This is a genomic window from Pseudomonas sp. NFACC10-1, assembly GCF_900119195.1.
Classification (GTDB): domain Bacteria; phylum Pseudomonadota; class Gammaproteobacteria; order Pseudomonadales; family Pseudomonadaceae; genus Aquipseudomonas; species Aquipseudomonas cerasi.
This window is the reverse complement of the sequence record NZ_FPJB01000005.1, coordinates 73,344-94,287: the sequence shown is the minus strand read 5'-3', so window position 1 is coordinate 94,287 and position 20,944 is coordinate 73,344. Positions and strand designations below refer to the sequence as shown.

The following is a 20,944-nucleotide window of genomic DNA, read 5'->3' as shown; positions in this document are numbered from 1 at the left end:
ACCGAGAATCCCTTCAAGATTGGGGGTAACGGGCCTCAGTTCAAGCCTTGGTCGCAAATACAGCCAGGTAAATATAAGCGACGTGTCGCGCTACGCAATTTGCCCGCGCTGGCATAAACTGCGCGGCCGTTTTTTGACTGGAACGTAAAAGACATGAATAACCAATCCCCGGCCCGTGCCTGCGGTATCGATTTCGGCACGTCCAACTCCACTGTCGGCTGGCAACGACCCGGCATGGAATCGTTGATCGCGCTGGAGGACGACAAGATTACCCTGCCTTCGGTGGTGTTCTTCAATATGGAAGAACGCCGCCCGGTGTATGGCCGCCTGGCGCTTCACGAGTATCTGGAGGGCTACGAAGGCCGCCTGATGCGCTCGCTCAAGAGCCTGCTGGGCTCGAAGCTGATCAAGCATGACACCAGCGTGCTGGGCACGGCGATGCCGTTCAAGGATTTGCTGGCACTGTTTATCGGCGAGCTGAAAAAGCGCGCGGAGCAAACGGCTGGCCGCGAATTCGAGCAGGTCGTGCTGGGCCGTCCGGTGCATTTTGTCGATGACGACGCCCAGGCCGATCAGGAAGCCGAAGACACGCTGGCTGAAGTGGCGCGCAAGATCGGCTTCAAGGACGTATCTTTCCAGTTCGAGCCCATCGCTGCGGCCTTCGATTACGAGTCCACCATCCAGGACGAAGAACTGGTGCTGATTGTCGACATCGGCGGCGGTACGTCAGACTTTTCGCTGGTACGTCTGTCGCCCGAGCGACGCCGGCACGATGATCGCCAGCAAGACATCCTTGCCACCGGTGGCGTACACATCGGCGGGACCGACTTCGACAAGCAGTTGAGCCTGCAAGGCGTGATGCCGCTGTTCGGTTATGGCAGCCGCATGAAAAGCGGTGCGTACATGCCGACCAGCCACCACATGAACCTGGCGACCTGGCATACCATCAACGCGGTGTACTCGCAAAAATCGCAACTGGCCCTGGGCAGTATGCGCTACGACATCGAAGACACCGGTGGCATCGATCGCCTGTTCAAGCTGATCGAACAACGCGCCGGGCACTGGCTGGCCATGGAGGTGGAAGAAACCAAGATCCAGCTGACCCACGCCGACAGCCGTCATCTGCCTATGGATCGCGTGGAAGCCGGACTGAGCGTGGACCTGAGCCGGGTGATGTTCGAAGCAGCGATCGACGCCCAGCTCGAGCGGGTGCGCAACAGCGTGACGAACTTGCTGAACGATGCGGGCGTGAGTGTCGAGCAGGTCAGCACGGTGTTCTTCACCGGCGGTTCAAGCGGCATCCCTGCCCTGCGCAACAGCGTCTCGGACATGCTGCCCAACGCGCGCCACGTTGAAGGCAACATCTTCGGCAGCATCGGTAGCGGCCTGGCCATCGAAGCGAAGAAGCGTTACGGCTAGTCATGCGCCTATCGTGGGAATGCCCTTCGTGATGCTCCGCGTCACAGATCGCTGATCTTGTGGGAGCGAGCTTGCTCGCGAAGGCGGATTACCTGACCAATGGGCTTCCAGCGGCTGCACGGGCCTGTTCGTGAGCAAGCTCACTCCTGTAGGGCCGGGGTATTTTCAAGCCATGTGAATCACCCCCACGGGCGGGAGTGTTTCGAGCCATGTGGATGTTCTGCGGCACCGCAGACGCAGAGCGGCCAGAACTGCATGCCAACGCGGTGAAGTGACAGGCGTTGTTTCGGACGGCTACATACGCAAGCGCCCTAGACCAACCCTTCCTTCTGCAACTCGCTCTTCAGATACGCATAGTAAATCGGCCCTGCAACCACGCCCGGCAGGCCGAATGCGGCTTCGAACAGCAGCATCGCCAGCAGCAACTCCCACGACTTGGCGTTGATCTGTCCGCCCACGATGCGCGCATTGAGGAAATACTCGACCTTGTGGATCACGATCAGATAGCCCAGCGCAGCCAGCGCGACCCAGATCGAGATGGACATGCCGACGATGAAGATCAACGTGTTGGACATCAGGTTACCCACCACCGGCAACAGGCCGAGCAGGAAGGTCATGATGATCAGGGTCTTGGTCAGCGGCAGGTGAATTCCGCACAGCGGCAATACGATGGCCAGGAACACCGACGTGAACGCCGTGTTGAGCAGGGAAATCTTGATCTGGGCAAAAACAATGTTGCGAAACGCCCGGCTGACCAGGTACAGGCGATCGAACAGAGCAGCCGCCAGCGGCTTGCGCGCATGCACGTCGGAGATACGCTGCAAGGCAATGATCGCGCCCAGTACCATGCCGATCAGCATGGTGACGAACATGTGCGCCGCCCCCTTGCCGATCAACTGCAATTCGCCCACGTGCTTCTGCAGCCATTGCCCGAGCGAAACCTGAAACTCCGCTGCGCTGGCAGGCAGGTAGGCATCGATGAACGGAGGCAGCTGACCACGAGCGCGGTCGACCAGGGTCATGAACTTGTCGAGCGAGGCGCCCGGATTTTCGGCTTCGTGCAGCACAAAACTGATGGCGCCGGCAAAAATCAGCGTCAGCAGGCTGACCACCAGCGTGCCGAGCAACGCTACGGCCAGCCAGCGAGCACGTTCGCCGGAGATCAGCCGCTGCAGTTTGGGGGTCAACATGTTGACCAGCTCGAAAACCAACAGTCCGGCCAACAGACTGGGCAACAACTTGAATGGCAACACCAATAACAGACCGCCAAATACAAGAATCCAGCTGGCTATTAACACCTGACGCGCAGAAAACGTTGGCATAGACCCTCAACGGGCAACACAAGGAAGGTGGGCAGTCTGCCAGCCTTCTCAGTCCAGAACCAGTGATCAGAAAGCCGGAAAAAACACGCCGCAATCATCTGCCCGATGATCGGCTCGAGAACGGCGCGAAAGTGCAGTGTTTACTGCACCCGCGCCTCTTGCCTGCCGCAAAGATGCCGACTGAAAAATTATTTCTTCTTGAGACAATCGCTCATGAAACTCTTGCGCGCGTCTCCCTTGAGCGCCTGAGTGCTGGCAGTCGCGTTGCAGGTTTTCATCTTCTCCTGCTGGGTCGCCGCTGGCGGCGGTGCCGCTTTAAGGCAAGTGCTCATGAACGTCTTGCGCTCATCGCCCTTCAGCGACTTCGCGCTGGCGTCGGCATTGCAGGTGGTCATTTTGTTCTGCTGCGCGGTCGCAGCGAAACCCTGGGCAGATAACATCAAGCCAACGAGCAATACAGGAATACCGAGCTTGTTCATCGATCCACTCTCCAGATCCACTGCACCGGGCGGCACAGACTGAGATTCAGTGTAGTCAGCGTCTGCGCTCTGTGACGGAGCACCCAACATCGCCGCTGGCATTCTCGACAAACAGGCGGATAATTACGCCTCGCTCTAACGATGATCCACTCATGCAATACGCTTTTCCGCTGATTACCATCCTTATCTGGGCGATCAACACAGCCGTCACCAAGGCGTCTGCCGGGGTGATCTTTCCGGCTGAAATTGGCTTTTATCGCTGGGCGCTGGCTGGCTTGCTGTTCACACCGTTCATGCTCGGGCCTGTGTGGGCGAACCGAGCGGCGATCAAACCGGTACTCGGCAAGATTTTCATTCTGGCCGTGCTCGGCACAGCGCTGTATCAAAGCCTGGCGTATTTCGCGGCCAGCCTGACAACCGCCACCAACATGGGGATCATTCAGTCGATGGTGCCGATGATGGCGCTGGGGCTGTCGATAGCCTGCCTCGGCACTCGTCTGACCTCGGGTGCGCTGCTAGGGGCGGTGCTGTCATTCGCGGGAGTGGTGGTCGTGGTCTCGGCGGGCAATCCGGCCGGTCTGATTGAGCAGGGGGTCAATCGGGGCGATGCGATGGTGCTGGTGGCCGCCGCATCGTATGCGGTCTACAGCACGCTGCTGAAGAAGTGGCAGTTGCGTTTGCCGCCCCTGCAGTTGCTTTACGTACAGATCCTGCTGGCGATTATCGTTTTGCTGCCGCCGTTCATGCTGTCGGCGAAAACCGGTCTGAATGCGAACAACATACCGATGGTGCTGTACGCAGCGATTCCAACCTCGATGCTCGCACCCTGGTTGTGGATGACCTCGATCATGCGCCTGGGCCCCAGCCGCACAACACTGTTCTTCAACCTGATGCCCATCGCCACGGCCTTGATTGCCGCGGCGACACTGGGCGAGCAGCTGGCGCTCTATCACCTGTTCGGCGGAGCGCTGACCCTCTGCGGCGTCATCCTCGCGGAACGCTGGACGACGCCGCTGCGATCCAGGGCGGACTAGGCAGTCGCGCTGCCTTCGCTGCCCTCCAGGCTGTGAATCGACACATCGGTGATGCCGGCGGCAAGCGGCAGCCCGGCTTCACCCATTGGCAGCTCGTCCAGTTCTACGTGATGCTTGAGCGCCAGTTCGTGCACCACTTCGATGATGGGCACATCCAGATTCTCGATAATGTCTACGTGGTGCTCGCCGAGCAGGGTGTACTCGATCTCATACAGTTCTTTATCGCTCATCGCATCTTCCTGGCCGTCACTGAGGAGCGGCTGATTAACGAACTACGGTCCGACAACCGATGACCGAGCCCAAGGCCGAGCAAAACGCTCAACCATGCCATCAGATTGACCTCGGCCTTTCGGGAACGTGCGAGGAATATTCAAAGCGCTTTTCATGCCCGATTGTCATGGCGTTCAGGGGGGTCAGCAACGGCCTCAGGGTGGATGCAAGGTACTGCCTCATCGCCATCTTTTTTTCGAACTCTTGAGCCCCTCCTCTGCTCCAAGGCATACCGGGCCAAAACCGGCTCTGACATGTGGAGCAATAACGATGTACAAAAAACTCTTCGCGGCGACCTTTGTATTGGCGACAATGGCTGGCTGCAGCAACACAACCGTGCAGAACCCGGTGGACTACGTCACTTATCGCAACGAGCCGCTGGTCAAGCAGGTCGAGAACGGCATGACGCGCCAGCAGGTCCTGACTATCGGCGGTGAGCCGTCGAGCACTATCGAGCGTAAGGTCAACCCAGGCACTTGCAACAACTACGTCATGAACAAGGACGGCCACAAACAGGTCTACCACGTCAGCTTCAACAGCGACGGCCGTGTGACCAACAAAGGTTTCATGACGTGCGAACAACGCGAGAAGAACGAAAAAGCGATGTAATCAAAACGCAGGCACAAACAAAAAGCCCGAGGCATGGATGCCTCGGGCTTTTTGTTGAATGCGTTTTTAGAAAACCAGCTTGAACAGGGCGATAACCACGACCAGGCCGATCAGAAAGATGATGCCAACGGTGCTTCCCAGGAACTTGAGCATTGTGTATCTCCACGATTTATTTGAGTCTCAAGGTTGGGACCGCGGGGCTCGGCACTCGTTTCTTATATTTTTACATTCAGACACAGCCGTCCGTATCAGTGAAAATCCGATAAAACTTTTTGCCCCCTTCGCTACTCACAATCTTTGCTGATCCTGCCGGGCCACCCACAGAGCGAGACAGCAAAACCTGATGAGTCCTGGAGATAAATGATGAATTCTGCACCGCAATCACAGCTTTCCGATGTAAATACTCTGCGCCAGCGCGCACGCCAGAACGTTGAGGATGGTGCTGTGACTCAAGGCTACAGCGCTGACCGCGAAACGGTCCTGCGCCTGCTCAATGAATCGCTGGCTACCGAGCTGGTCTGTGTGCTGCGCTACAAGCGCCACTACTACATGGCGTCAGGCCTGAAAGCGAGCGTCGCGGCAGCCGAGTTTCTGGAACACGCAGAGCAGGAAGCGCAGCACGCCGACAAACTGGCCGAGCGTATCGTGCAACTGGGCGGCGAGCCGGAGTTCAACCCGGACACCCTGTCGAAGAACTCCCACGCGCAGTACGTGGCGGGTAACACACTGAAGGAAATGGTTTACGAAGATCTGGTTGCCGAGCGCATCGCCGTCGACAGCTATCGCGAAATCATTCAATACCTCGGCGACAGCGACCCGACTACCCGCCGCATCTTCGAAGAGATCCTTGCTCAGGAAGAAGAGCACGCTGATGACATGGCGGATATTCTCGAAGACCTGTAACTCGCGACAGCAAATGAAAAGCCAGGACCTGTGTCCTGGCTTTTTTGTGGGGAAGTATTTTCTCAGGCCAGCGACGTAAACATCGTTCCTCACGCTCCAGCGTGTGAATGCATTTCTGGACGCTCTGGGTCCGGCCAAGTGCGCGCCAACGCGGAGCGCTGGCACGAGAGGTGGAGCGTTACTTCACCGTCTTCGGCGCCTTGCCGGTGCGCATCTGCTCCAGCAGCGGGCCACACTGATTAGGCTCGCTGTCGCCAGTGGCGACCAGCGCCAGCAGGCCTGCAGCAGGGCCTACGGTTGCGCCGAGCAGGACCATGCCGGCTCCGCGCAGCAACAGCGGGCCGGACTGTACGCCTGCGTTGGGCTTGGCGAACGGGCCGTTGACATACAACGGCGAGCGCAGCGAGAACACGCGGAAGCCCTTGGACTCAGGGTTGATCTGCAGGTCCAGTTGCTCGGTCTTCAGGTTCGCAGTGCCGTTGATGTAGATGATGGCGTTCTCGGTATCGAAGACAAACAGCCGACTGGTCGCCAGCCCGTCCTTGATGCCGAAGTCCGAGGCCGCGCAATTGATCTTCACGTCCTTGTCGCCGAACAGCTTGCCAACGACGTAGTTGCCCACGTTGAGCCCGGCAATTTCCATCAGGCCACGACTGATCGCACCGTCGTTCACCAGCATCTTCATTTCGCCGTTGGCAGTCCCCAGCAAGGCTGCAACCGAGTTGCCACGGCCACTGATATCGGCATCGCCGTTCAGCTCACCGAAGCTGGTTTTCATCGGTTCGAAGGTCGGGAAGAGTTGCTTGAGCTTGAAATTGCGCGCCGACAGCCTGGCTCTGCCCTGCATCGGTTTGTTTTGCCCGTTGAGGCGAATGTCCGCGTCCAGCTTGCCACCTGCCACCCCAAAACGCAGCGGCTCGAGGCTCAACTGACCATCGTTGAGAACCAGATGGGTGTAGAGGTCAGTGAACGGCAGGTCCGGGCTCTGCACGATGCGCTTGCCGGTGAACTCCACGTCGGCATCCATCGCCCGCCAGCGATCAGTCTGAAACTCCTCGACAGGCAGTACCTTGCCCGAAGGCTGCTTGCTCTCGCCACCGCGCTTTTTCTGCGCGGCATTGGAGTCCGCACCGATCAGTGGCGCGAGGTCACTGAACAGCAATTGATTGGAGACCAGCACGCCACTCAGCTTGGGCCGGGGCTGACTGGCGACGAAGCCCAGGTCGCCGTGGATATCGCTGTTGCCGATCTTGCCGTTGAAGCCTTCGTAACGGAAGTTGGCGCCGGCCGGGTCGTGCAGTTTGGCGATCAGGCGGCCATCGGTGGAGTACGCCGGAGAATCCGGCAGGGTCACACCCGTCAGCGGGTACAGATTGCTCAGGCTCGCGCCGGAAAGCTTGAGGCGCAGGTCCAGCGCGCCCAGGTTCTGTGGATCGGTCAGGGTCCCGGCGATCACCGCATGGGTGTCACCGACCTTCACGTCAGCCTGTACCGGAAACGGTTGATTGGCATCCTTGAGCGCGAGCAGGCCGCCGACCTTGCCGGTGCCGCTCAGCTTCTGACCGTGGTACTGGCCGGTGACCGCCAGACCGAATGCGTAATCCTGCGGTACTGCGCCCTTGTCCTGGGCCTTTTTCGCTTCCTTGCTGCCGACGATTTCACTGAACGGGATCGGCTTGCCGAGCAGGTCGATCACCACGTCCAGGTTGGCGTTGAGCTTCTGGTCGTTGAAGCTCACCAGTCCCTTGTCGAACTTGATCGCGCCGATGTCCATCACCCACTTGGAGGGCTCGGCGTTCGGGTCGGATTTGGGCAGATCGAACACCCAGTTGGCACGACCATCGGCCAGACGCTCGAGTTTAGCCTCGGGTCCGGTCAGATCGATACGCGGGATAACCACTTGCTGCGCCAGCAGCGGCAGCAGCGAGAGACGAAATTCGACGTGCTTGAGGGTCACCATCTGCGGGGTCTTCGACCACTCAGGGTTACCCAGACTCAGGTCGTCAGCAACAAAGTGCGGCGACGGCACCCAGGCACGCCAGCCACCGAGTTCGGGCTCACGCGTCCAGCGCACATCCAGATCACCATTGATGGCGAACGGACGATGCAGCGCTTCGCTGACTTTCGCATTGAGGGTGGGTTTGATGCGATTCCAGTCGAAAGTGACGATCACAATGACCAATATAGCCAGCACCACCAACAACGTGGCACCTGTCCAGGCGAAAATCTTGCGGCTGCGCGTCATGCGTCACTCTCCAGAAAACAGCGCCCCGACCCTGGAGCGCTGAATACGACATGAATGTTCGACTGACAAACGCGCCGAGGGTTTGATTTGAATACGAAAATGCATCGAAGGCCAGCACTCATGCACTATTACTGGTCAAGGAGCCTGACTGAAAACCCTTTCGACGCAGGTAAAGCGCATTTGCTAAAGTGCAACCCAGCCTAATCCAAGAATCGTTTGAGCCATGCTGCCCCGCGCCGAACAGAAACAACAGACCCGAAGAGCCCTGCTCGATGCTGCCCACCAATTGATGGAGAGCGGGCGCGGCTTCGGCAGCCTGAGCCTGCGGGAAGTGGCGCGCACGGCAGGCATCGTACCAACCGGGTTCTACCGGCACTTTGAAGACATGGACCAGTTGGGGCTGGCGCTGGTCAGCGAGGTCGGCCAGACCTTTCGCGAGACCATCAGGCTGGTGCGCCACAACGAATTCGCCATGGGCGGGCTGATTCGTGCCTCGGTGAAGATATTCCTCGAACGTGTGGCGGCCAACCGGTCGCAGTTCCTGTTTCTGGCGCGCGAACAATACGGCGGCTCCTTGAAGGTGCGTCAGGCGCTTGGCGCATTGCGCGAAGGCATCAGCGCCGACCTCACAGCCGACCTGGCAAAGATGCCCAAATGGCAGCACCTGAATGCCGATGCCCTGTCGATTATCGCCGACCTGGTGGTCAAAAGCGTGTTCGCGATGCTGCCGGAGCTGATCGACCCGCCGCCCGCCTCGCTCGCCCCGCACCTGACACCTCAGGCGAAGATCACTCAGCAACTGCGCTTCATCTTCATTGGCGCACGGCACTGGCGTGGTCTGGGCAGTCACGATTGAGCGGCGACACGCTCTGCCTGGGGCTGAGATGTGAACCGTCTCACTATTAACTTCACTTCCAGCAACCCAAACGCACCAAATTAAAGCACTATCATGATTACGCACCAAAATAGATCTTTAGTGATCTTGCCGATGCTTGAATCACCTGCCTCTGTCAGCCATTTCCCCGCAAGCTGCACTGTTGGCAAGCCCCTTGCTCTGATTTGAAGCATCGCAATTGGCTGGAAGCTATCTGATGCTGGTGATTCACGACCGAATCGAACCTCAGGCCGAATGGGCCGCCGAGCTGCATTTGAATTTCGAGGCACGCAGCAAAAGTCGACTGCGCTGCTTCAGTGCGGAAAACGAAGACGTTGGCCTCTTTCTGCAACGCGGTCAGTCGCCGCTGCGCGATGGCGAGTTTCTTCAGGCCCAGGACGGCCGCGTGGTGCGTGTCTGCGCACGTCCCGAAAAACTCATGCACGTCACGTGCAGCAGTACTTTCGAACTGACCCGCGCGGCCTATCACCTTGGCAATCGTCACGTGGCCCTGCAAGTCGGCGACGGCTGGCTGCGCCTGCTCGACGATTACGTGCTCAAGGCGATGCTCGACCAACTGGGCGCCACTGTCGAAACCATCGAAGCGCCGTTCCAGCCGGAACATGGCGCCTACGGCGGTGGGCATCATCATTCGCGCGCGGGCGAGGAGGATTTCAACTATCCGCCGCGCATGCACCAGTTCGGCGTGCGCAAGTGAACAGCGCCTGGGCGCTATTGCGCCTGGCCAGTCCGCAGCTGCCTATCGGTGGCTACAGCTATTCGCAAGGGCTGGAAATGGCCGTGGAGCAATCCATTGTGGTGGACCCGCCGACCGCGGGCCGCTGGATCGGCGATCAACTGCTGCTCAATCTCGCGCGCTTCGAGGCCCCGCTGCTGCTGGCTCATTGCGAGGCGGCGGCAGCCGGTGACTGGGGCCAGTTGCTGCAAGTCAGCGAGCAGCATCGCGCCAGCCGCGAGACCCGCGAGCTGCATCTGGAAAGCCGGCAGATGGGCTACTCCCTGCAACAGTTGCTCAATGGCCTGCCTGAACTGGATCGTGAAGCACGCCAGTTTCTGCAGCAGACTGCCGAGCCGCACCTGGCCCTTGGCTGGGCGCTGGCCGCACGCGCCTGGCAGATCAGCCCGCAGGATGCGCTGGCCGCCTGGCTATGGAGCTGGCTTGAAAACCAGCTGGCCGTGCTGATGAAAACCCTGCCGCTGGGCCAGCAAGCCGCCCAGCGCCTGACCAGCGAGCTGTTGCCGTTATTGCAGCAGGCGCAGGTCAGTGCCAGCACACAAGATCCCTGCCATGCCGGCAGCGCAGCCTTTGGCCTGTCCCTGGCGAGCATGGCGCACGAACGTCAATACAGCCGGTTATTCCGGTCCTGATCATTCCTTATGGAGAACTCAATGAACAGCCAACCTCTGCGCGTCGGAATCGGTGGCCCGGTCGGATCCGGCAAGACGGCGCTGACCCTGGCGCTGTGCCTGGCATTGCGCGACCGCTATAACCTGGCCGTGGTGACCAACGATATCTATACCCGCGAAGACGCTGACTTTCTGGTGCGCAACGAGGCACTGGCCCCTGAGCGCATCATCGGCGTTGAAACAGGCGGCTGCCCGCACACCGCGATTCGCGAGGACGCTTCGATCAACCTGGAAGCAGTCGACCAGCTCAATCGCCGCTTCGAAGGCCTGGACCTGATCATCGTCGAGTCCGGTGGCGATAACCTTTCCGCGACCTTCAGCCCGGAGCTTTCAGACCTGACCATCTACGTGATCGATGTGTCGGCCGGCGACAAGCTGCCGCGCAAGGGCGGTCCGGGCATCTGCAAGTCCGACCTGCTGGTGATCAACAAGATCGACCTCGCCCCTTTGGTAGGCGCATCACTGGAAATGATGGACAGCGACACGCGCAGGATGCGTGGCGAAAAGCCGTTCGTGTTCAGCAATCAGAAAACCGGCCAGGGTCTGGAGCAGATCATTGCCTTCATTGAGCGCCAGGGCCTGCTGACTGCGGCCGCCTGAATTCACAACCAAAAGGAACCCGTCGATGAACTACAAAAAAGCCCTTGGCGCCCTGGCGCTGTTGCTGGTCCCGACTCTGGCGCTGGCTCACCCCGGTCATGGCGATAATGGCCTGATCGCAGGTATCAGCCACCCTATTGGCGGGCTCGATCATTTGCTGGCCATGCTGGCCGTCGGCTTGTGGGCTGCGCAGCAACAAGGTTCGGCACGCTGGGCGCTGCCGTGCACCTTCGTTGGCACCATGCTGATTGGCGGCATGCTGGGCTTTGAAGGTTTGAACCTGCCGGCGCTGGAAAGCGGCATTGCCGCATCGGTACTGGCTCTGGGCCTGGCCGTGGCATTGGCAGTGCGTCCGCCGCTGGCGCTGGCGGTAGCCGCAACAGCCCTGTTCGCCTTGTTCCACGGCGTAGCGCATGGCCTTGAACTGCCGGAAATGTCCAGCCCATGGGCGTACGCAGCAGGTTTCGTTGCTGCAACTGCGGCCTTGCATGCGCTGGGTTATGCGGTGGTTCGCGTGTTGCCTCAGGCGGCGGCCCCCCTGGTGCGTATCGCCGGTGCAGCCTCTGCGGCAGCGGGTGTCTGGTTGCTCGCAGCCTGATGGCGTTTCGCGCTGATCGTGTCCGCTTCAGCCGGGGACGATCAGCGCGAAAGCGCGGGAATGCGGTACAGGTAAAGCAGCACTGCGCTGGCAAACGCCAGCAGGCAGACCGGCAAGGGATGCAGACCGAACAGCACCGCGATGGCGGCGATCCAGGCGGGCAAGCCGGCGGCCAGGAACGCCAGGCGGCGGATGGCAGCGAGTTTGAGCCATGCTGCCGGCTCCTCGGGTGTATCGAGTGCAGCCTGGGTGACCGCCAACGCGCGCTTGTAGGCGCCGAAGGGTTTCAGGCTGACGAACATCGAGCCTATCCCGGCGATGAACAGCGGGATCGCCAACACCGGAATGAGCGGTTCGCTGGCACCAAAAAATACACAGACCACCAGCAATGGCGCCAGGGTCAGACCCAGTTGACGCCACCATTGCATCTCCAGCTTTTGACGAACCTCGCTGCGTGTCACGCGGGGCCGACCTCGCTTTGATGTTCGTTGCCCATCATGTGCCCCAGCTTGCCCGCCTTGGTCGCCAGATAAAGACGGTTATGCGGGTTTTGTCCGGTGTGCAGAGGCACGCGCTCGGCGACCCTGATGCCCATGTCGGTCAAGGCTTTGACCTTGCGCGGGTTGTTGGTCATCAGCCGCAACGATTGCACGCCCAGATGCTGAAGCATCGGCAGGCAGATCGCGTAGTCACGCTGATCGGCAGCAAAGCCCAGGCGCTCGTTGGCCTCAACCGTATCGGCGCCGCCATCCTGCAGCTCGTAGGCGCGGATCTTGTTCATCAGACCGATACCGCGCCCTTCTTGACGCAGGTACAGCAGTACACCACGCCCTTCGGTGGCGATGGCGCGCAGGGCAGCCTCCAGTTGAGAACCGCAATCGCAACGCTGACTGAACAGGGCATCGCCCGTCAGGCATTCGGAATGTACGCGACCCAGAACCGGCTCACCGTCCGCCACATCGCCCAGACTCAGGACGACATGTTCACGGCCGGTTGCCGACTCGATAAAGCCGTGCATGGCAAACTCTGCAAAGGGAGTGGGCAGTTTGGAAGCGGCGACAAAGACGACGGGCACCGTGTGCTCCTGATCAGTGTGAAGACTGGAAATTCGCAAGATTTGCATTGTAACAGCAGGTTCCTGCGGACGCTCAGGGTGAATTCTCGGGCATTTAGATCATAAAGTTCGATAGATAGAAGCGCTCATCCGCTCACTGCTCAGCGCCAAAATGCTGGTAGCCGCGCGTGTCGGGCGTGACGTCTTGCCCTGTGTCGTCGACAAGCACGACGCCTTGACCCTGCTCTACCCGGCCAATGACATGCACCGGCCAGCCTTCTTTCAGCAACGCCGACAGGTGTTCGGAAGGCAGCGTGAAGGCCAGGATGTAATCGTCGCCACCGCTGAGCGCGGCCTGTCGGGCAGAGGGCAGATCGAACAAGTTCAGCAACTGGTCAGACATCGGCAGCCGGTCACGCTCGATCACCAGACGCACAGCCGAAGCGCGGGCGATGTGTCCGCAGTCGGCCAGCAGCCCGTCGGAGATGTCCAGCGCGGACGTCGCCCTGCCCCGCAACGCCTGCCCCAGCGCCAGTTGCGGTTGAGGCGACCAGTAGCGGGCCAGCAATGCTTCGGCGATCAAGGGCTCGGCGCTGCGCTGCTTCAATACCAGCGGCAATGCACCTGCACCATCACCCAACGTGCCGCCGACACACAGCAGGTCACCCGCCTGGGCACCCGCGCGGGTCAGGGCTGATCCAGCCGGCACGGCACCGAACACCGTCAACGTCAGGCTCAAGGGACCGCGCGTGGTATCACCACCGATCAGACGCAGCGAACAGCCTTGCGCCATCTGGTTCAAGCCGCGAGCGAAGGTCTGCAGCCAGTCGGCATCGACCTGCGGCAGGGTCAGGGCAAGGGTGAACGCGACAGGCCGGGCACCCATGGCCGCCAGGTCACTGGCAGACACCGCCAGCGCACGCTGACCGAGCAGAAAGGGGTCGCAGACATCAGGAAAATGTACCCCGGCAACCAGGGTATCGGTCGAGATCGCCAACTGCTCGCCGGGCGCCAACGCCAGCAGCGCGCAGTCGTCGCCGATCCCCAGGGCAACTTCCTCGCCCGCCTGCGCACAGGGCGCGGCGGCGAAGTAATTGCGGATCAGCTCGAACTCTTCCATGAAGGTCAGGCGCGAATCAGCGCTTGTGGGCCTTCACTTCGACTTCACGCAGGCGCGGCGCCAGCTTGTCCAGCACACCATTGACGAACTTGTGGCCGTCAGTGGAGCCGTAGACTTTCGCCAGCTCGATGCCCTCGTTGATCACTACGCGATAAGGCACGTCGATACGTTTGAGCAGTTCGAACGTCGACAGACGCAATACCGCCAGTTCAATCGGGTCCAGCTCTTCGATGGTCAGATCAAGACAAGGCGAAAGAGCAGCATCGATCTCGGTCTGGTTGGTCGCTACGCCGTGCAGCAGCTCACGGAAGTAGGGGCCGTCAACGTTGCTGAAGTCGTTATCGACCCGAAACTGTGCTTCGATTTCGTTCAGCGCGTGGCCAGCCATGTGCCGTTGGTACAGGGCCTGAGTCGCCATCTGACGCGCTTCGCGACGCTTGGCGCTTTTACCCTTGGCGGCTTCCGGCGATTTGGCGTCGCGCGGGTTGAACTGGTCGGTATCGTCGGAAATCACTTGGCCTCCAGCTGCGACAGCAGACTGACCATTTCGATGGCGGACAGAGCGGCTTCAGCGCCCTTGTTGCCGGCCTTGGTGCCGGAACGCTCGATGGCCTGTTCGATGGAGTCGACGGTCAATACGCCGAAAGCGACCGGCACGCCGAATTCCATGGACACCTGGGACAAGCCCTTGACGCACTCGCCTGCCACGTATTCGAAGTGTGGAGTACCGCCACGGATCACTGCACCCAGTGCGACGATGGCCGCGAACTCGCTGCGTTGGGCAACTTTCTGCACAACCAGTGGAATCTCGAACGCACCCGGCGCACGGATGATGGTGATGTCGCTTTCGCTCACGCCATGGCGTACCAGCGCATCAACGGCACCGCTAACCAGGCTTTCCACGACGAAGCTGTTGAAACGGCCAACTACCAAGGCATAGCGGCCCTGGGGGGCGATGAAGGTACCTTCGATGGTCTTCAAGGTCATTCGGTGAGTCTCGTATTAAAGAGCAAGCCCGCCTTGGGGCGGACTTTGAGGGATATTAGGCCACGAATCATGTCTGTCAGGCCAAAACCTGCGAAAAAACCATCTTTCACACGCCCCGACCTGCCGGTATTTATTCGGAGGGCACGTATTCTACAACTTCCAGATCGAAACCGGATATCGCATTGAACTTCATCGGCGAACTCATCAGGCGCATTTTGCGCACGCCGAGGTCACGAAGGATCTGCGAACCAGCGCCGACCGTGCTGTAAGTGGTCGGTGTCTTGATGGGTTGCTGACCGGCGGTTTCGCGAATATGAGCCAGCAAGACATCGCCATCCAGCGGGTGACCGAGCAGCAGCACCACACCGCTGCCCGCCTCGTTAACCGCACGCATGGCGGCGCGCAGGCTCCAGCGGCCGGGCTGGCTGACCATCAGCAGGTCACGCAGCGGGTCCATGTTGTGCACGCGAACCAGCGTGGGCTCTTCGGCGCAGATGGTGCCCAGGGTCAGCGCCAGATGCACGTCGCCCTCGACCGAATCGCGGTAGGTCACCAGGTTGAAACTGCCCAGTTCGCTGTCCATCGGCTGCTCAGCAATCCGCTGAACGGTACGTTCGTGGATCATCCGGTAGTGAATAAGGTCGGCGATGGTGCCGATCTTGATGTCATGTTGCAGGGCAAATGCTTCGAGTTCGGCACGTCGCGACATGGTGCCGTCATCGTTCATGACTTCGCAGATCAGGCCCGTCGGCTCGAAACCGGCCATGCGCGCCAGGTCGCAGGCCGCCTCGGTATGACCGGCACGCGCCAGGGTGCCGCCAGCCTGGGCCATGAGCGGGAAAATATGCCCAGGGCTGACGATGTCTTCAGCTTTCGCGTCCTTGGCAGCGGCAGCCTGCACAGTACGTGCGCGGTCGGCTGCCGAGATGCCGGTGGTCACGCCTTCGGCAGCTTCGATGGAAACGGTGAACTTGGTGCCGAAACCCGAACCGTTGCGCGCTGCCATCAGCGGCAGCTTGAGGGTTTCGCAGCGCTCGCGAGTCATCGGCATGCAGATCAGACCACGGGCGAAACGCGCCATGAAGTTGATGTGCTCGGGCTTCACGCATTCGGCGGCCATGATCAGGTCGCCTTCGTTTTCGCGGTCTTCGTCATCCATGAGGATGACCATCTTGCCCTGGCGAATGTCTTCGACCAGTTCTTCGATACTGTTGAGCGCCACGCGGCACCCCCTTCAATCAATTCAGGATTTGAGGTAGCCGTTCTCGGCCAGGAAGCTTTCGGTGATCGTGCCGTGGCCCGGCTCGGCGGCCTTGTCACCCAGCAGCAGGCGCTCCAGATAACGCGCCAGCAGGTCGACCTCCAGGTTGACCTTACGGCCGGGCTGGTAGTCGGCCATGATCGTTTCGCTCCAGGTATGAGGCACGATGGTCAGTTCGAACTCGGCGCCGTTGACCGAATTGACGGTCAGGCTGGTGCCGTCGACCGTAATCGAGCCTTTGTGGGCGATGTATTTGGCCAGTTCACGTGGCGCACGCACCGTAAACTGAATGGCGCGGGCGTTGTCCGCACGGGCGACGATTTCGCCCACGCCGTCGACATGACCGCTGACCAGATGGCCGCCCAGACGCGTAGTCGGGGTCAGGGCCTTTTCCAGGTTGACCCGGCTGCCGCTCTTGAGGTCGACAAAGGCGGTGACGGTCAGGGTTTCCCGGCTGACATCAGCCCAGAAGCCATCACCGGGCAATTCGACGGCGGTCAGGCACACGCCATTCACGGCAATGCTGTCGCCGAGTTTGACGTCGGTCAGGTCAAGCTTGCCGGTTTCCACATAAACGCGGACGTCGCCGCCTTTCGGAGTCAGGGCGCGGATGCTGCCAATGGATTCGATAATGCCGGTAAACATGGGTCCTCCGGGAGAACAAGGGCTGCGCGCTAGGCGAAAGCCGGGAATTATACGCCGGGTGTGCGCGCAGGGAGAGCGATGACTCGCCAGTCATTACCGACAGCACGCATTTCCACAATGTTCAGCTCAAGTGCCTCGCTCATCTGCGCCAGGGGCAGATCGAGCAGCGGGCGGGCCGATGAGCCGAGAAACTTGCCGGCGATGAAGAGCTGAAATTCGTCGACCAGCCCGAGACGCGCAAAAGCCCCCGCCAGTCGCGGACCGGCCTCGACCAATACTTCATTGACGCCACGCGCGGCGAGTTCGCCCATCAACCTGCGCAGGTCCACATGACCGGCGCTGTCGGCCAGAGCGAGCATTTCGTGGCCCTCTTCCTGGTAGCGACCTCGCGCCGACGCAGCAGCACACGTCACGACCAGCGCACTGCCTGCCTGGAAGAACGGTGCATCGAGCGGCACACGCAAACGGCCGTCGATCAACACGCGCAACGGCGGGCGTGCAGCGGCCAGTGAGGTCAGTTCGGCATCGAGCCCCAATTCATCAGGGCGTACGGTGAGACGAGCCTTGTCGGCCAGCACCGTATCGGCGCCGCTCAGCACCACACTCGACTGCGCACGCAGACGCTGCACGGCAGAGCGCGCCTCGGGACCCGTGATCCACTGGCTTTCACCGCTGGCCATCGCCGTGCGGCCATCCAGGCTCATGGCCATCTTGACCCGCACGTACGGCAGGCCGGTTTCCATGCGCTTGAGAAAGCCTTTGTTCAGCGCTCGCGCTTCGCTTTCCAGCACACCACATTGAACACCGATACCGGCATTCATGAGGCGCAACAGGCCACGGCCGGAGACTTCGGGATTGGGGTCCTGCATCGCAGCGACAACCCGCGTCACTCCGGCTTCGATCAGTGCATCGGCACAGGGCGGTGTGCGCCCCTGGTGACTGCACGGTTCGAGGGTGACGTAGGCGGTCGCGCCTCTGGCCAGCTCGCCAGCCTGGCGCAAGGCATGCACTTCGGCATGCGGCTCACCGGCCCGTACATGCCAGCCTTCGCCAACGATCCGGCCTTCACGCACGATCACGCAGCCGACTCGCGGGTTGGGATGCGTGGAGTACAGCCCCTTGCGCGCCAGCTCGAGTGCTCGCGCCATGTAATGAACGTCGAGAGCCGCCTGTTCAGTCAGCAATGCATTTATTCCTTGCCCGGCTCGCGGGCCAGACGGTCGATTTCTTCACGGAATTCGTTGAGGTCCTGAAAGCGGCGGTACACGGAAGCGAAGCGGATGTAGGCCACTTCGTCGAGCTTCTGCAGCTCGGTCATGACCAGCTCACCCACCACCAGCGATTTGACTTCGCGTTCGCCGGTCGCGCGCAGCTTGTGTTTGATGTGAACCAGGGCCGCTTCAAGGCGTTCGACACTCACCGGACGCTTTTCGAGCGCGCGCTGCATACCGGCGCGCAGTTTTTCTTCATCGAAAGGCTGGCGGCTGCCGTCCTGTTTGATCAGACGCGGCAAGACCAGTTCGGCAGTTTCGAACGTAGTGAAGCGCTCGCCGCAGGCCAGGCACTCGCGTCGGCGGCGTACTTGCTCGCCTTCGGCGACGAGGCGGGAGTCTATGACTTTGGTGTCATTGGCACCGCAGAAGGGACAGTGCATGGTGGCTGGCAACGAAAGAATGGGGAGCGCCATGTTAGCGCATCCTGCCGGCAAGACAAGGCTGAGGGTTTACGGTATATAGACGCGCATTAAAGCGGTGTGAAATTGTCCGGGCTCGGTAATACTGCACGCTTGGCGTCACCCAGCCTTTCGAATTTTGCCTTGTGGAGCTCTTGATGACGTTACGCCCCGCTTTTCTACTCTGCTTCATCGGCTTGCTGGCCGCGTGCAGCAGCAATGACGCGCCGAAACCCGTTGCGCCGCCACCGGTCGCACCGTCGATCAAGCTGCCCGCCGGTCCAGGGCCGTTGCAGCCGTACCAGCGAGAAATCAGCGGGCAGTTGCTGGGCGTACCGGCCGGCGCCGAGGTCGAGCTGGCGATGCTGGTCATCGACGAACGCGGACGTCCGCAGAAGCTGCTGACCAACACCCTGCTCAAGGGTAACGGTCAATCATTGCCGTTCCAGCTGCGCTTCAACCCGGAAGCCTTTCCGGTCGGCGGACGCGTCGAGTTGCGTGGCCGTGCCAGCCAGTCCGGGCAGTTGATTCTGCATCTGCCGTCGATGCGCATCGATCAGCCGGTGACTCAGGCCCTGGGGCAGTTGCAGTTCGTCAAGGCACCATGATCGCTCCGCAACATCTGCAACACGCGCTGAGCGAACTGCTTGGCGACGCCCGGCTGGCAATTACTTCGCTGCCGGGCACAGATCTGAAGCTGTGGCTGATCGACGATGCCAACATGGACCGCGCCTTCAGCCCGGATGAAACGCGGCGCATTCTGGAAGATCCACCGTACTGGTGCTTTTGCTGGGCCAGCGGCCTGGCTCTGGCACGCTTTCTGGCTGAAAACCCGCACTGGGTGGCCGGCAAGCGGGTACTGGATTTCGGTGCGGGCTCGGGTGTGGCGGGCATTGCCGCGCTCAAGGCAGGGGCGCTTGAGGTAGTGGCCTGTGATCTCGACCCACTGGCGCTCGCTGCCTGCCGGGCCAATGCCGAACTCAATCAGGTGCCATTGAGCTACTCGACTGATTTCTTTGCCGAGGCGGACCGCTTCGATCTGATTCTGGTCGCCGACGTGCTCTACGACCGCGCCAACCTGCCGCTGCTGGATCATTTTCTCTCCCGAGGCCGCGTGGCACTGGTGGCCGATTCCCGCGTGCGCGACTTCAGGCACACTGCCTACCAGCGTCTGACGATGCTGCATGCGCACACCCTGCCGGACCTGGCCGAACCGCACGAGTTTCGCGACGTGAGCCTCTATCACGCGGCGCGGTGAGCGTTCAGCCAGACGGTCTCTGCAGGAGCGAACTTGTTCGCGAAGACGGTCGTTCAAACGATAAATCCCTTGGAGCTCTCCACCCCTTTCACGAACAAGCGAGGCGTCGCCCGGCTCGCTCCCGCGGCCTTCGGCCAGCATCAGGAGCAATGAGTGCGGGAACGATCATGTCCAATAGACGACGCCGCTTTCAGCATTGTCCTGCGGGCTTTATAGTTGGCAGCATTCAGATTCTTCGAGACGTGCAATGAGCCAGGAAACTGCTTACATTTTCGACGCAACCGCCGCGAACTTCGATCAACTGGTGATCGACAAGTCCTTCGACCAGCCCGTGCTCGTCGATTTCTGGGCCGAGTGGTGTGCGCCCTGCAAGGTCTTGATGCCCCTGCTGCAGCAAATCACCGAGAGTTATCAGGGCGAGTTGCTGCTGGCCAAGGTCAATTGCGACATCGAGCAGGACATCGTGGCGCGCTTCGGTATTCGCAGCCTGCCTACCGTGGTGCTGTTCAAGGACGGCCAGCCGGTGGATGGCTTTGCCGGTGCACAGCCCGAGTCGGAAATCCGCAAGATCCTCGAACAACACGTAGTCATGCCGCCACCGCCAGCCGCCGACCCGCTCAAGCAGGCACAGACGCTGTTTGCGGAAAGTCGTTTCGCCGAAGCCGAAGCACAGCTCAAGGTGCTGTTGGGCGAAGACAACACCAATGGCGCCGCGCTGATTCTGTATGCGCGCTGCCTGGCCGAACGGGGCGAACTGAGCGAAGCCAAGGCCGTGCTGGATGCGGTCACCGGTGATGCACACAAGGCAGAACTGGCAGGTGCCAAGGCCCAGCTGACGTTCCTCGCGCAAGCCGCGACCCTGCCGGACGCCGCCGAACTGAAAAGCCGTCTTGCACAAAACCCTCAAGACGATGAAGCAGCACTGCAACTGGCGATTCAGCAGTTGTCGCGTCAACAGTACGAAGCTGCGCTCGAGGGCCTGCTCAAGCTGTTCATCCGCAATCGCAATTACGCCGAGGGCCTGCCGCACAAGACGCTGCTGCAAGTATTCGACCTGCTGGGCAACGACCATCCGCTGGTCACCGCGTACCGTCGCAAGCTGTTTGCCGCGCTGTACTAATGTACAAAGCAACAGGCACCGCTCGGGTGCCTGTTGTTGCCGAGCG

The 20,944-nt window shown here is 60.7% G+C and carries 26 protein-coding genes; 13 read left to right on the top strand and 13 right to left on the bottom strand.

Features of this window, described 5'->3' with window-relative positions; all coding sequences use genetic code 11:
• Nucleotides 1-153: 153 nt before the first annotated feature.
• Nucleotides 154-1,419: an Hsp70 family protein gene (locus BT119_RS15675; protein WP_072366295.1), complete on the top strand. Its 1,266-nt coding sequence runs from the start codon at nt 154-156 to the stop codon at nt 1,417-1,419.
• A gap of 311 nt (nt 1,420-1,730) precedes the next feature.
• Here the strand turns inward: BT119_RS15675 and BT119_RS15670 are convergent, their stop codons facing one another.
• Together BT119_RS15670 and BT119_RS15665 are read right to left on the bottom strand one after the other, a co-directional pair.
• Nucleotides 1,731-2,741: an AI-2E family transporter gene (locus tag BT119_RS15670; RefSeq protein ID WP_003368896.1), complete on the bottom strand. Its 1,011-nt coding sequence runs from the start codon at nt 2,739-2,741 to the stop codon at nt 1,731-1,733.
• A gap of 188 nt (nt 2,742-2,929) precedes the next feature.
• A complete protein-coding gene (locus BT119_RS15665) occupies nt 2,930-3,220 on the bottom strand; it encodes a PsiF family protein (protein WP_003368898.1) in 291 nt (96 codons plus the stop codon).
• A 152-nt stretch (nt 3,221-3,372) separates the two neighbouring features.
• Between BT119_RS15665 and BT119_RS15660 the strand changes: the two genes are divergently transcribed.
• A complete protein-coding gene (locus BT119_RS15660; RefSeq protein WP_003431760.1) occupies nt 3,373-4,254 on the top strand; it encodes a DMT family transporter in 882 nt (293 codons plus the stop codon).
• Here BT119_RS15660 and BT119_RS15655 read toward each other — a convergent pair.
• Nucleotides 4,251-4,484, bottom strand: coding sequence for a hypothetical protein (locus BT119_RS15655; RefSeq protein WP_003368905.1), 234 nt, complete (start codon nt 4,482-4,484; stop codon nt 4,251-4,253). The two genes, BT119_RS15660 and BT119_RS15655, sit on opposite strands and share 4 nt — an antisense overlap.
• 310 nt (nt 4,485-4,794) lie before the next feature.
• Between BT119_RS15655 and osmE the strand changes: the two genes are divergently transcribed.
• From osmE to BT119_RS15635, 3 genes are all read left to right on the top strand, one after another.
• Nucleotides 4,795-5,133, top strand: a complete 339-nt coding sequence (osmE, locus tag BT119_RS15645; RefSeq protein WP_003431761.1) for an osmotically-inducible lipoprotein OsmE — start codon at nt 4,795-4,797, stop codon at nt 5,131-5,133.
• A 33-nt stretch (nt 5,134-5,166) separates the two neighbouring features.
• Complete coding sequence (locus BT119_RS27285; protein ID WP_175550587.1) at nt 5,167-5,310, top strand: hypothetical protein; 144 nt, start codon at nt 5,167-5,169, stop codon at nt 5,308-5,310.
• Between the two features lie 186 nt (nt 5,311-5,496).
• Complete coding sequence (locus BT119_RS15635; protein ID WP_003431762.1) at nt 5,497-6,036, top strand: ferritin-like domain-containing protein; 540 nt, start codon at nt 5,497-5,499, stop codon at nt 6,034-6,036.
• A gap of 178 nt (nt 6,037-6,214) precedes the next feature.
• Here BT119_RS15635 and BT119_RS15630 read toward each other — a convergent pair whose 3' ends face one another.
• Nucleotides 6,215-8,281 (bottom strand): AsmA family protein, encoded by a 2,067-nt coding sequence (locus tag BT119_RS15630; protein WP_003368911.1) that lies wholly within the window; start codon nt 8,279-8,281, stop codon nt 6,215-6,217.
• Nucleotides 8,282-8,504: 223 nt separating this feature from the next.
• On the opposite strand from BT119_RS15630, the gene BT119_RS15625 reads away from it, so the two are divergent.
• The 5 genes from BT119_RS15625 to BT119_RS15605 all read left to right on the top strand — a co-directional run bounded on the left by BT119_RS15625 (nt 8,505) and on the right by BT119_RS15605 (nt 11,781).
• The gene (locus tag BT119_RS15625; RefSeq protein ID WP_002555418.1) at nt 8,505-9,137 is read left to right on the top strand and encodes a TetR family transcriptional regulator; all 633 of its coding nucleotides are present in this window, start codon (nt 8,505-8,507) and stop codon (nt 9,135-9,137) included.
• A gap of 235 nt (nt 9,138-9,372) precedes the next feature.
• On the top strand, nt 9,373-9,873 hold the full coding sequence (ureE, locus tag BT119_RS15620) for an urease accessory protein UreE (RefSeq protein ID WP_003431764.1): 501 nt from the start codon (nt 9,373-9,375) through the stop codon (nt 9,871-9,873).
• Nucleotides 9,870-10,544 carry an urease accessory protein UreF gene (locus BT119_RS15615; protein WP_003431765.1) on the top strand — a complete coding sequence of 225 codons (675 nt, stop codon included), beginning with the start codon at nt 9,870-9,872 and terminating at the stop codon, nt 10,542-10,544. The genes ureE and BT119_RS15615 overlap by 4 nt, the downstream gene beginning before the upstream one ends.
• 21 nt (nt 10,545-10,565) lie before the next feature.
• Nucleotides 10,566-11,183, top strand: a complete 618-nt coding sequence (gene ureG, locus BT119_RS15610; RefSeq protein ID WP_003368915.1) for an urease accessory protein UreG — start codon at nt 10,566-10,568, stop codon at nt 11,181-11,183.
• A gap of 25 nt (nt 11,184-11,208) precedes the next feature.
• Nucleotides 11,209-11,781 (top strand): HupE/UreJ family protein, encoded by a 573-nt coding sequence (locus BT119_RS15605; RefSeq protein WP_003368916.1) that lies wholly within the window; start codon nt 11,209-11,211, stop codon nt 11,779-11,781.
• A 41-nt stretch (nt 11,782-11,822) separates the two neighbouring features.
• Here the strand turns inward: BT119_RS15605 and BT119_RS15600 are convergent, their stop codons facing one another.
• The 9 genes from BT119_RS15600 to nrdR form a co-directional block, all read right to left on the bottom strand.
• The gene (locus BT119_RS15600) at nt 11,823-12,242 is read right to left on the bottom strand and encodes a hypothetical protein (protein ID WP_003368918.1); all 420 of its coding nucleotides are present in this window, start codon (nt 12,240-12,242) and stop codon (nt 11,823-11,825) included.
• Nucleotides 12,239-12,856 carry a GTP cyclohydrolase II gene (gene ribA, locus BT119_RS15595; RefSeq protein WP_003368920.1) on the bottom strand — a complete coding sequence of 206 codons (618 nt, stop codon included), beginning with the start codon at nt 12,854-12,856 and terminating at the stop codon, nt 12,239-12,241. Before ribA ends, BT119_RS15600 begins: the two co-directional genes overlap by 4 nt.
• 133 nt (nt 12,857-12,989) lie before the next feature.
• Entirely contained in the window at nt 12,990-13,955 is a 966-nt protein-coding gene (gene thiL / locus BT119_RS15590; RefSeq protein WP_072366293.1) for a thiamine-phosphate kinase, read from the bottom strand.
• A gap of 16 nt (nt 13,956-13,971) precedes the next feature.
• Nucleotides 13,972-14,469: a transcription antitermination factor NusB gene (nusB, locus tag BT119_RS15585; RefSeq protein WP_003368925.1), complete on the bottom strand. Its 498-nt coding sequence runs from the start codon at nt 14,467-14,469 to the stop codon at nt 13,972-13,974.
• Nucleotides 14,466-14,942: a 6,7-dimethyl-8-ribityllumazine synthase gene (gene ribE / locus BT119_RS15580; protein ID WP_002555427.1), complete on the bottom strand. Its 477-nt coding sequence runs from the start codon at nt 14,940-14,942 to the stop codon at nt 14,466-14,468. Before ribE ends, nusB begins: the two co-directional genes overlap by 4 nt.
• Before the next feature lie 130 nt (nt 14,943-15,072).
• Nucleotides 15,073-16,164 (bottom strand): bifunctional 3,4-dihydroxy-2-butanone-4-phosphate synthase/GTP cyclohydrolase II, encoded by a 1,092-nt coding sequence (gene ribBA, locus BT119_RS15575; RefSeq protein WP_003368927.1) that lies wholly within the window; start codon nt 16,162-16,164, stop codon nt 15,073-15,075.
• Between the two features lie 21 nt (nt 16,165-16,185).
• Nucleotides 16,186-16,848 (bottom strand): riboflavin synthase, encoded by a 663-nt coding sequence (locus BT119_RS15570; RefSeq protein ID WP_003317049.1) that lies wholly within the window; start codon nt 16,846-16,848, stop codon nt 16,186-16,188.
• 47 nt (nt 16,849-16,895) lie between these two features.
• A complete protein-coding gene (ribD, locus tag BT119_RS15565) occupies nt 16,896-17,996 on the bottom strand; it encodes a bifunctional diaminohydroxyphosphoribosylaminopyrimidine deaminase/5-amino-6-(5-phosphoribosylamino)uracil reductase RibD (protein ID WP_175550589.1) in 1,101 nt (366 codons plus the stop codon).
• 41 nt (nt 17,997-18,037) lie between these two features.
• On the bottom strand, nt 18,038-18,502 hold the full coding sequence (gene nrdR / locus BT119_RS15560; protein ID WP_003317051.1) for a transcriptional regulator NrdR: 465 nt from the start codon (nt 18,500-18,502) through the stop codon (nt 18,038-18,040).
• Between the two features lie 176 nt (nt 18,503-18,678).
• Between nrdR and BT119_RS15555 the strand changes: the two genes are divergently transcribed.
• The 3 genes from BT119_RS15555 (at nt 18,679) to trxA (ending at nt 20,898) form a co-directional block, all read left to right on the top strand.
• A complete protein-coding gene (locus BT119_RS15555) occupies nt 18,679-19,128 on the top strand; it encodes a hypothetical protein (RefSeq protein WP_003368930.1) in 450 nt (149 codons plus the stop codon).
• Nucleotides 19,125-19,778, top strand: coding sequence for a class I SAM-dependent methyltransferase (locus BT119_RS15550; protein ID WP_072366289.1), 654 nt, complete (start codon nt 19,125-19,127; stop codon nt 19,776-19,778). The genes BT119_RS15555 and BT119_RS15550 overlap by 4 nt, the downstream gene beginning before the upstream one ends.
• Nucleotides 19,779-20,025: 247 nt before the next feature.
• Nucleotides 20,026-20,898 carry a thioredoxin gene (trxA, locus tag BT119_RS15545; protein ID WP_003431771.1) on the top strand — a complete coding sequence of 291 codons (873 nt, stop codon included), beginning with the start codon at nt 20,026-20,028 and terminating at the stop codon, nt 20,896-20,898.
• The last annotated feature ends 46 nt before the right edge of the window (nt 20,899-20,944 follow it).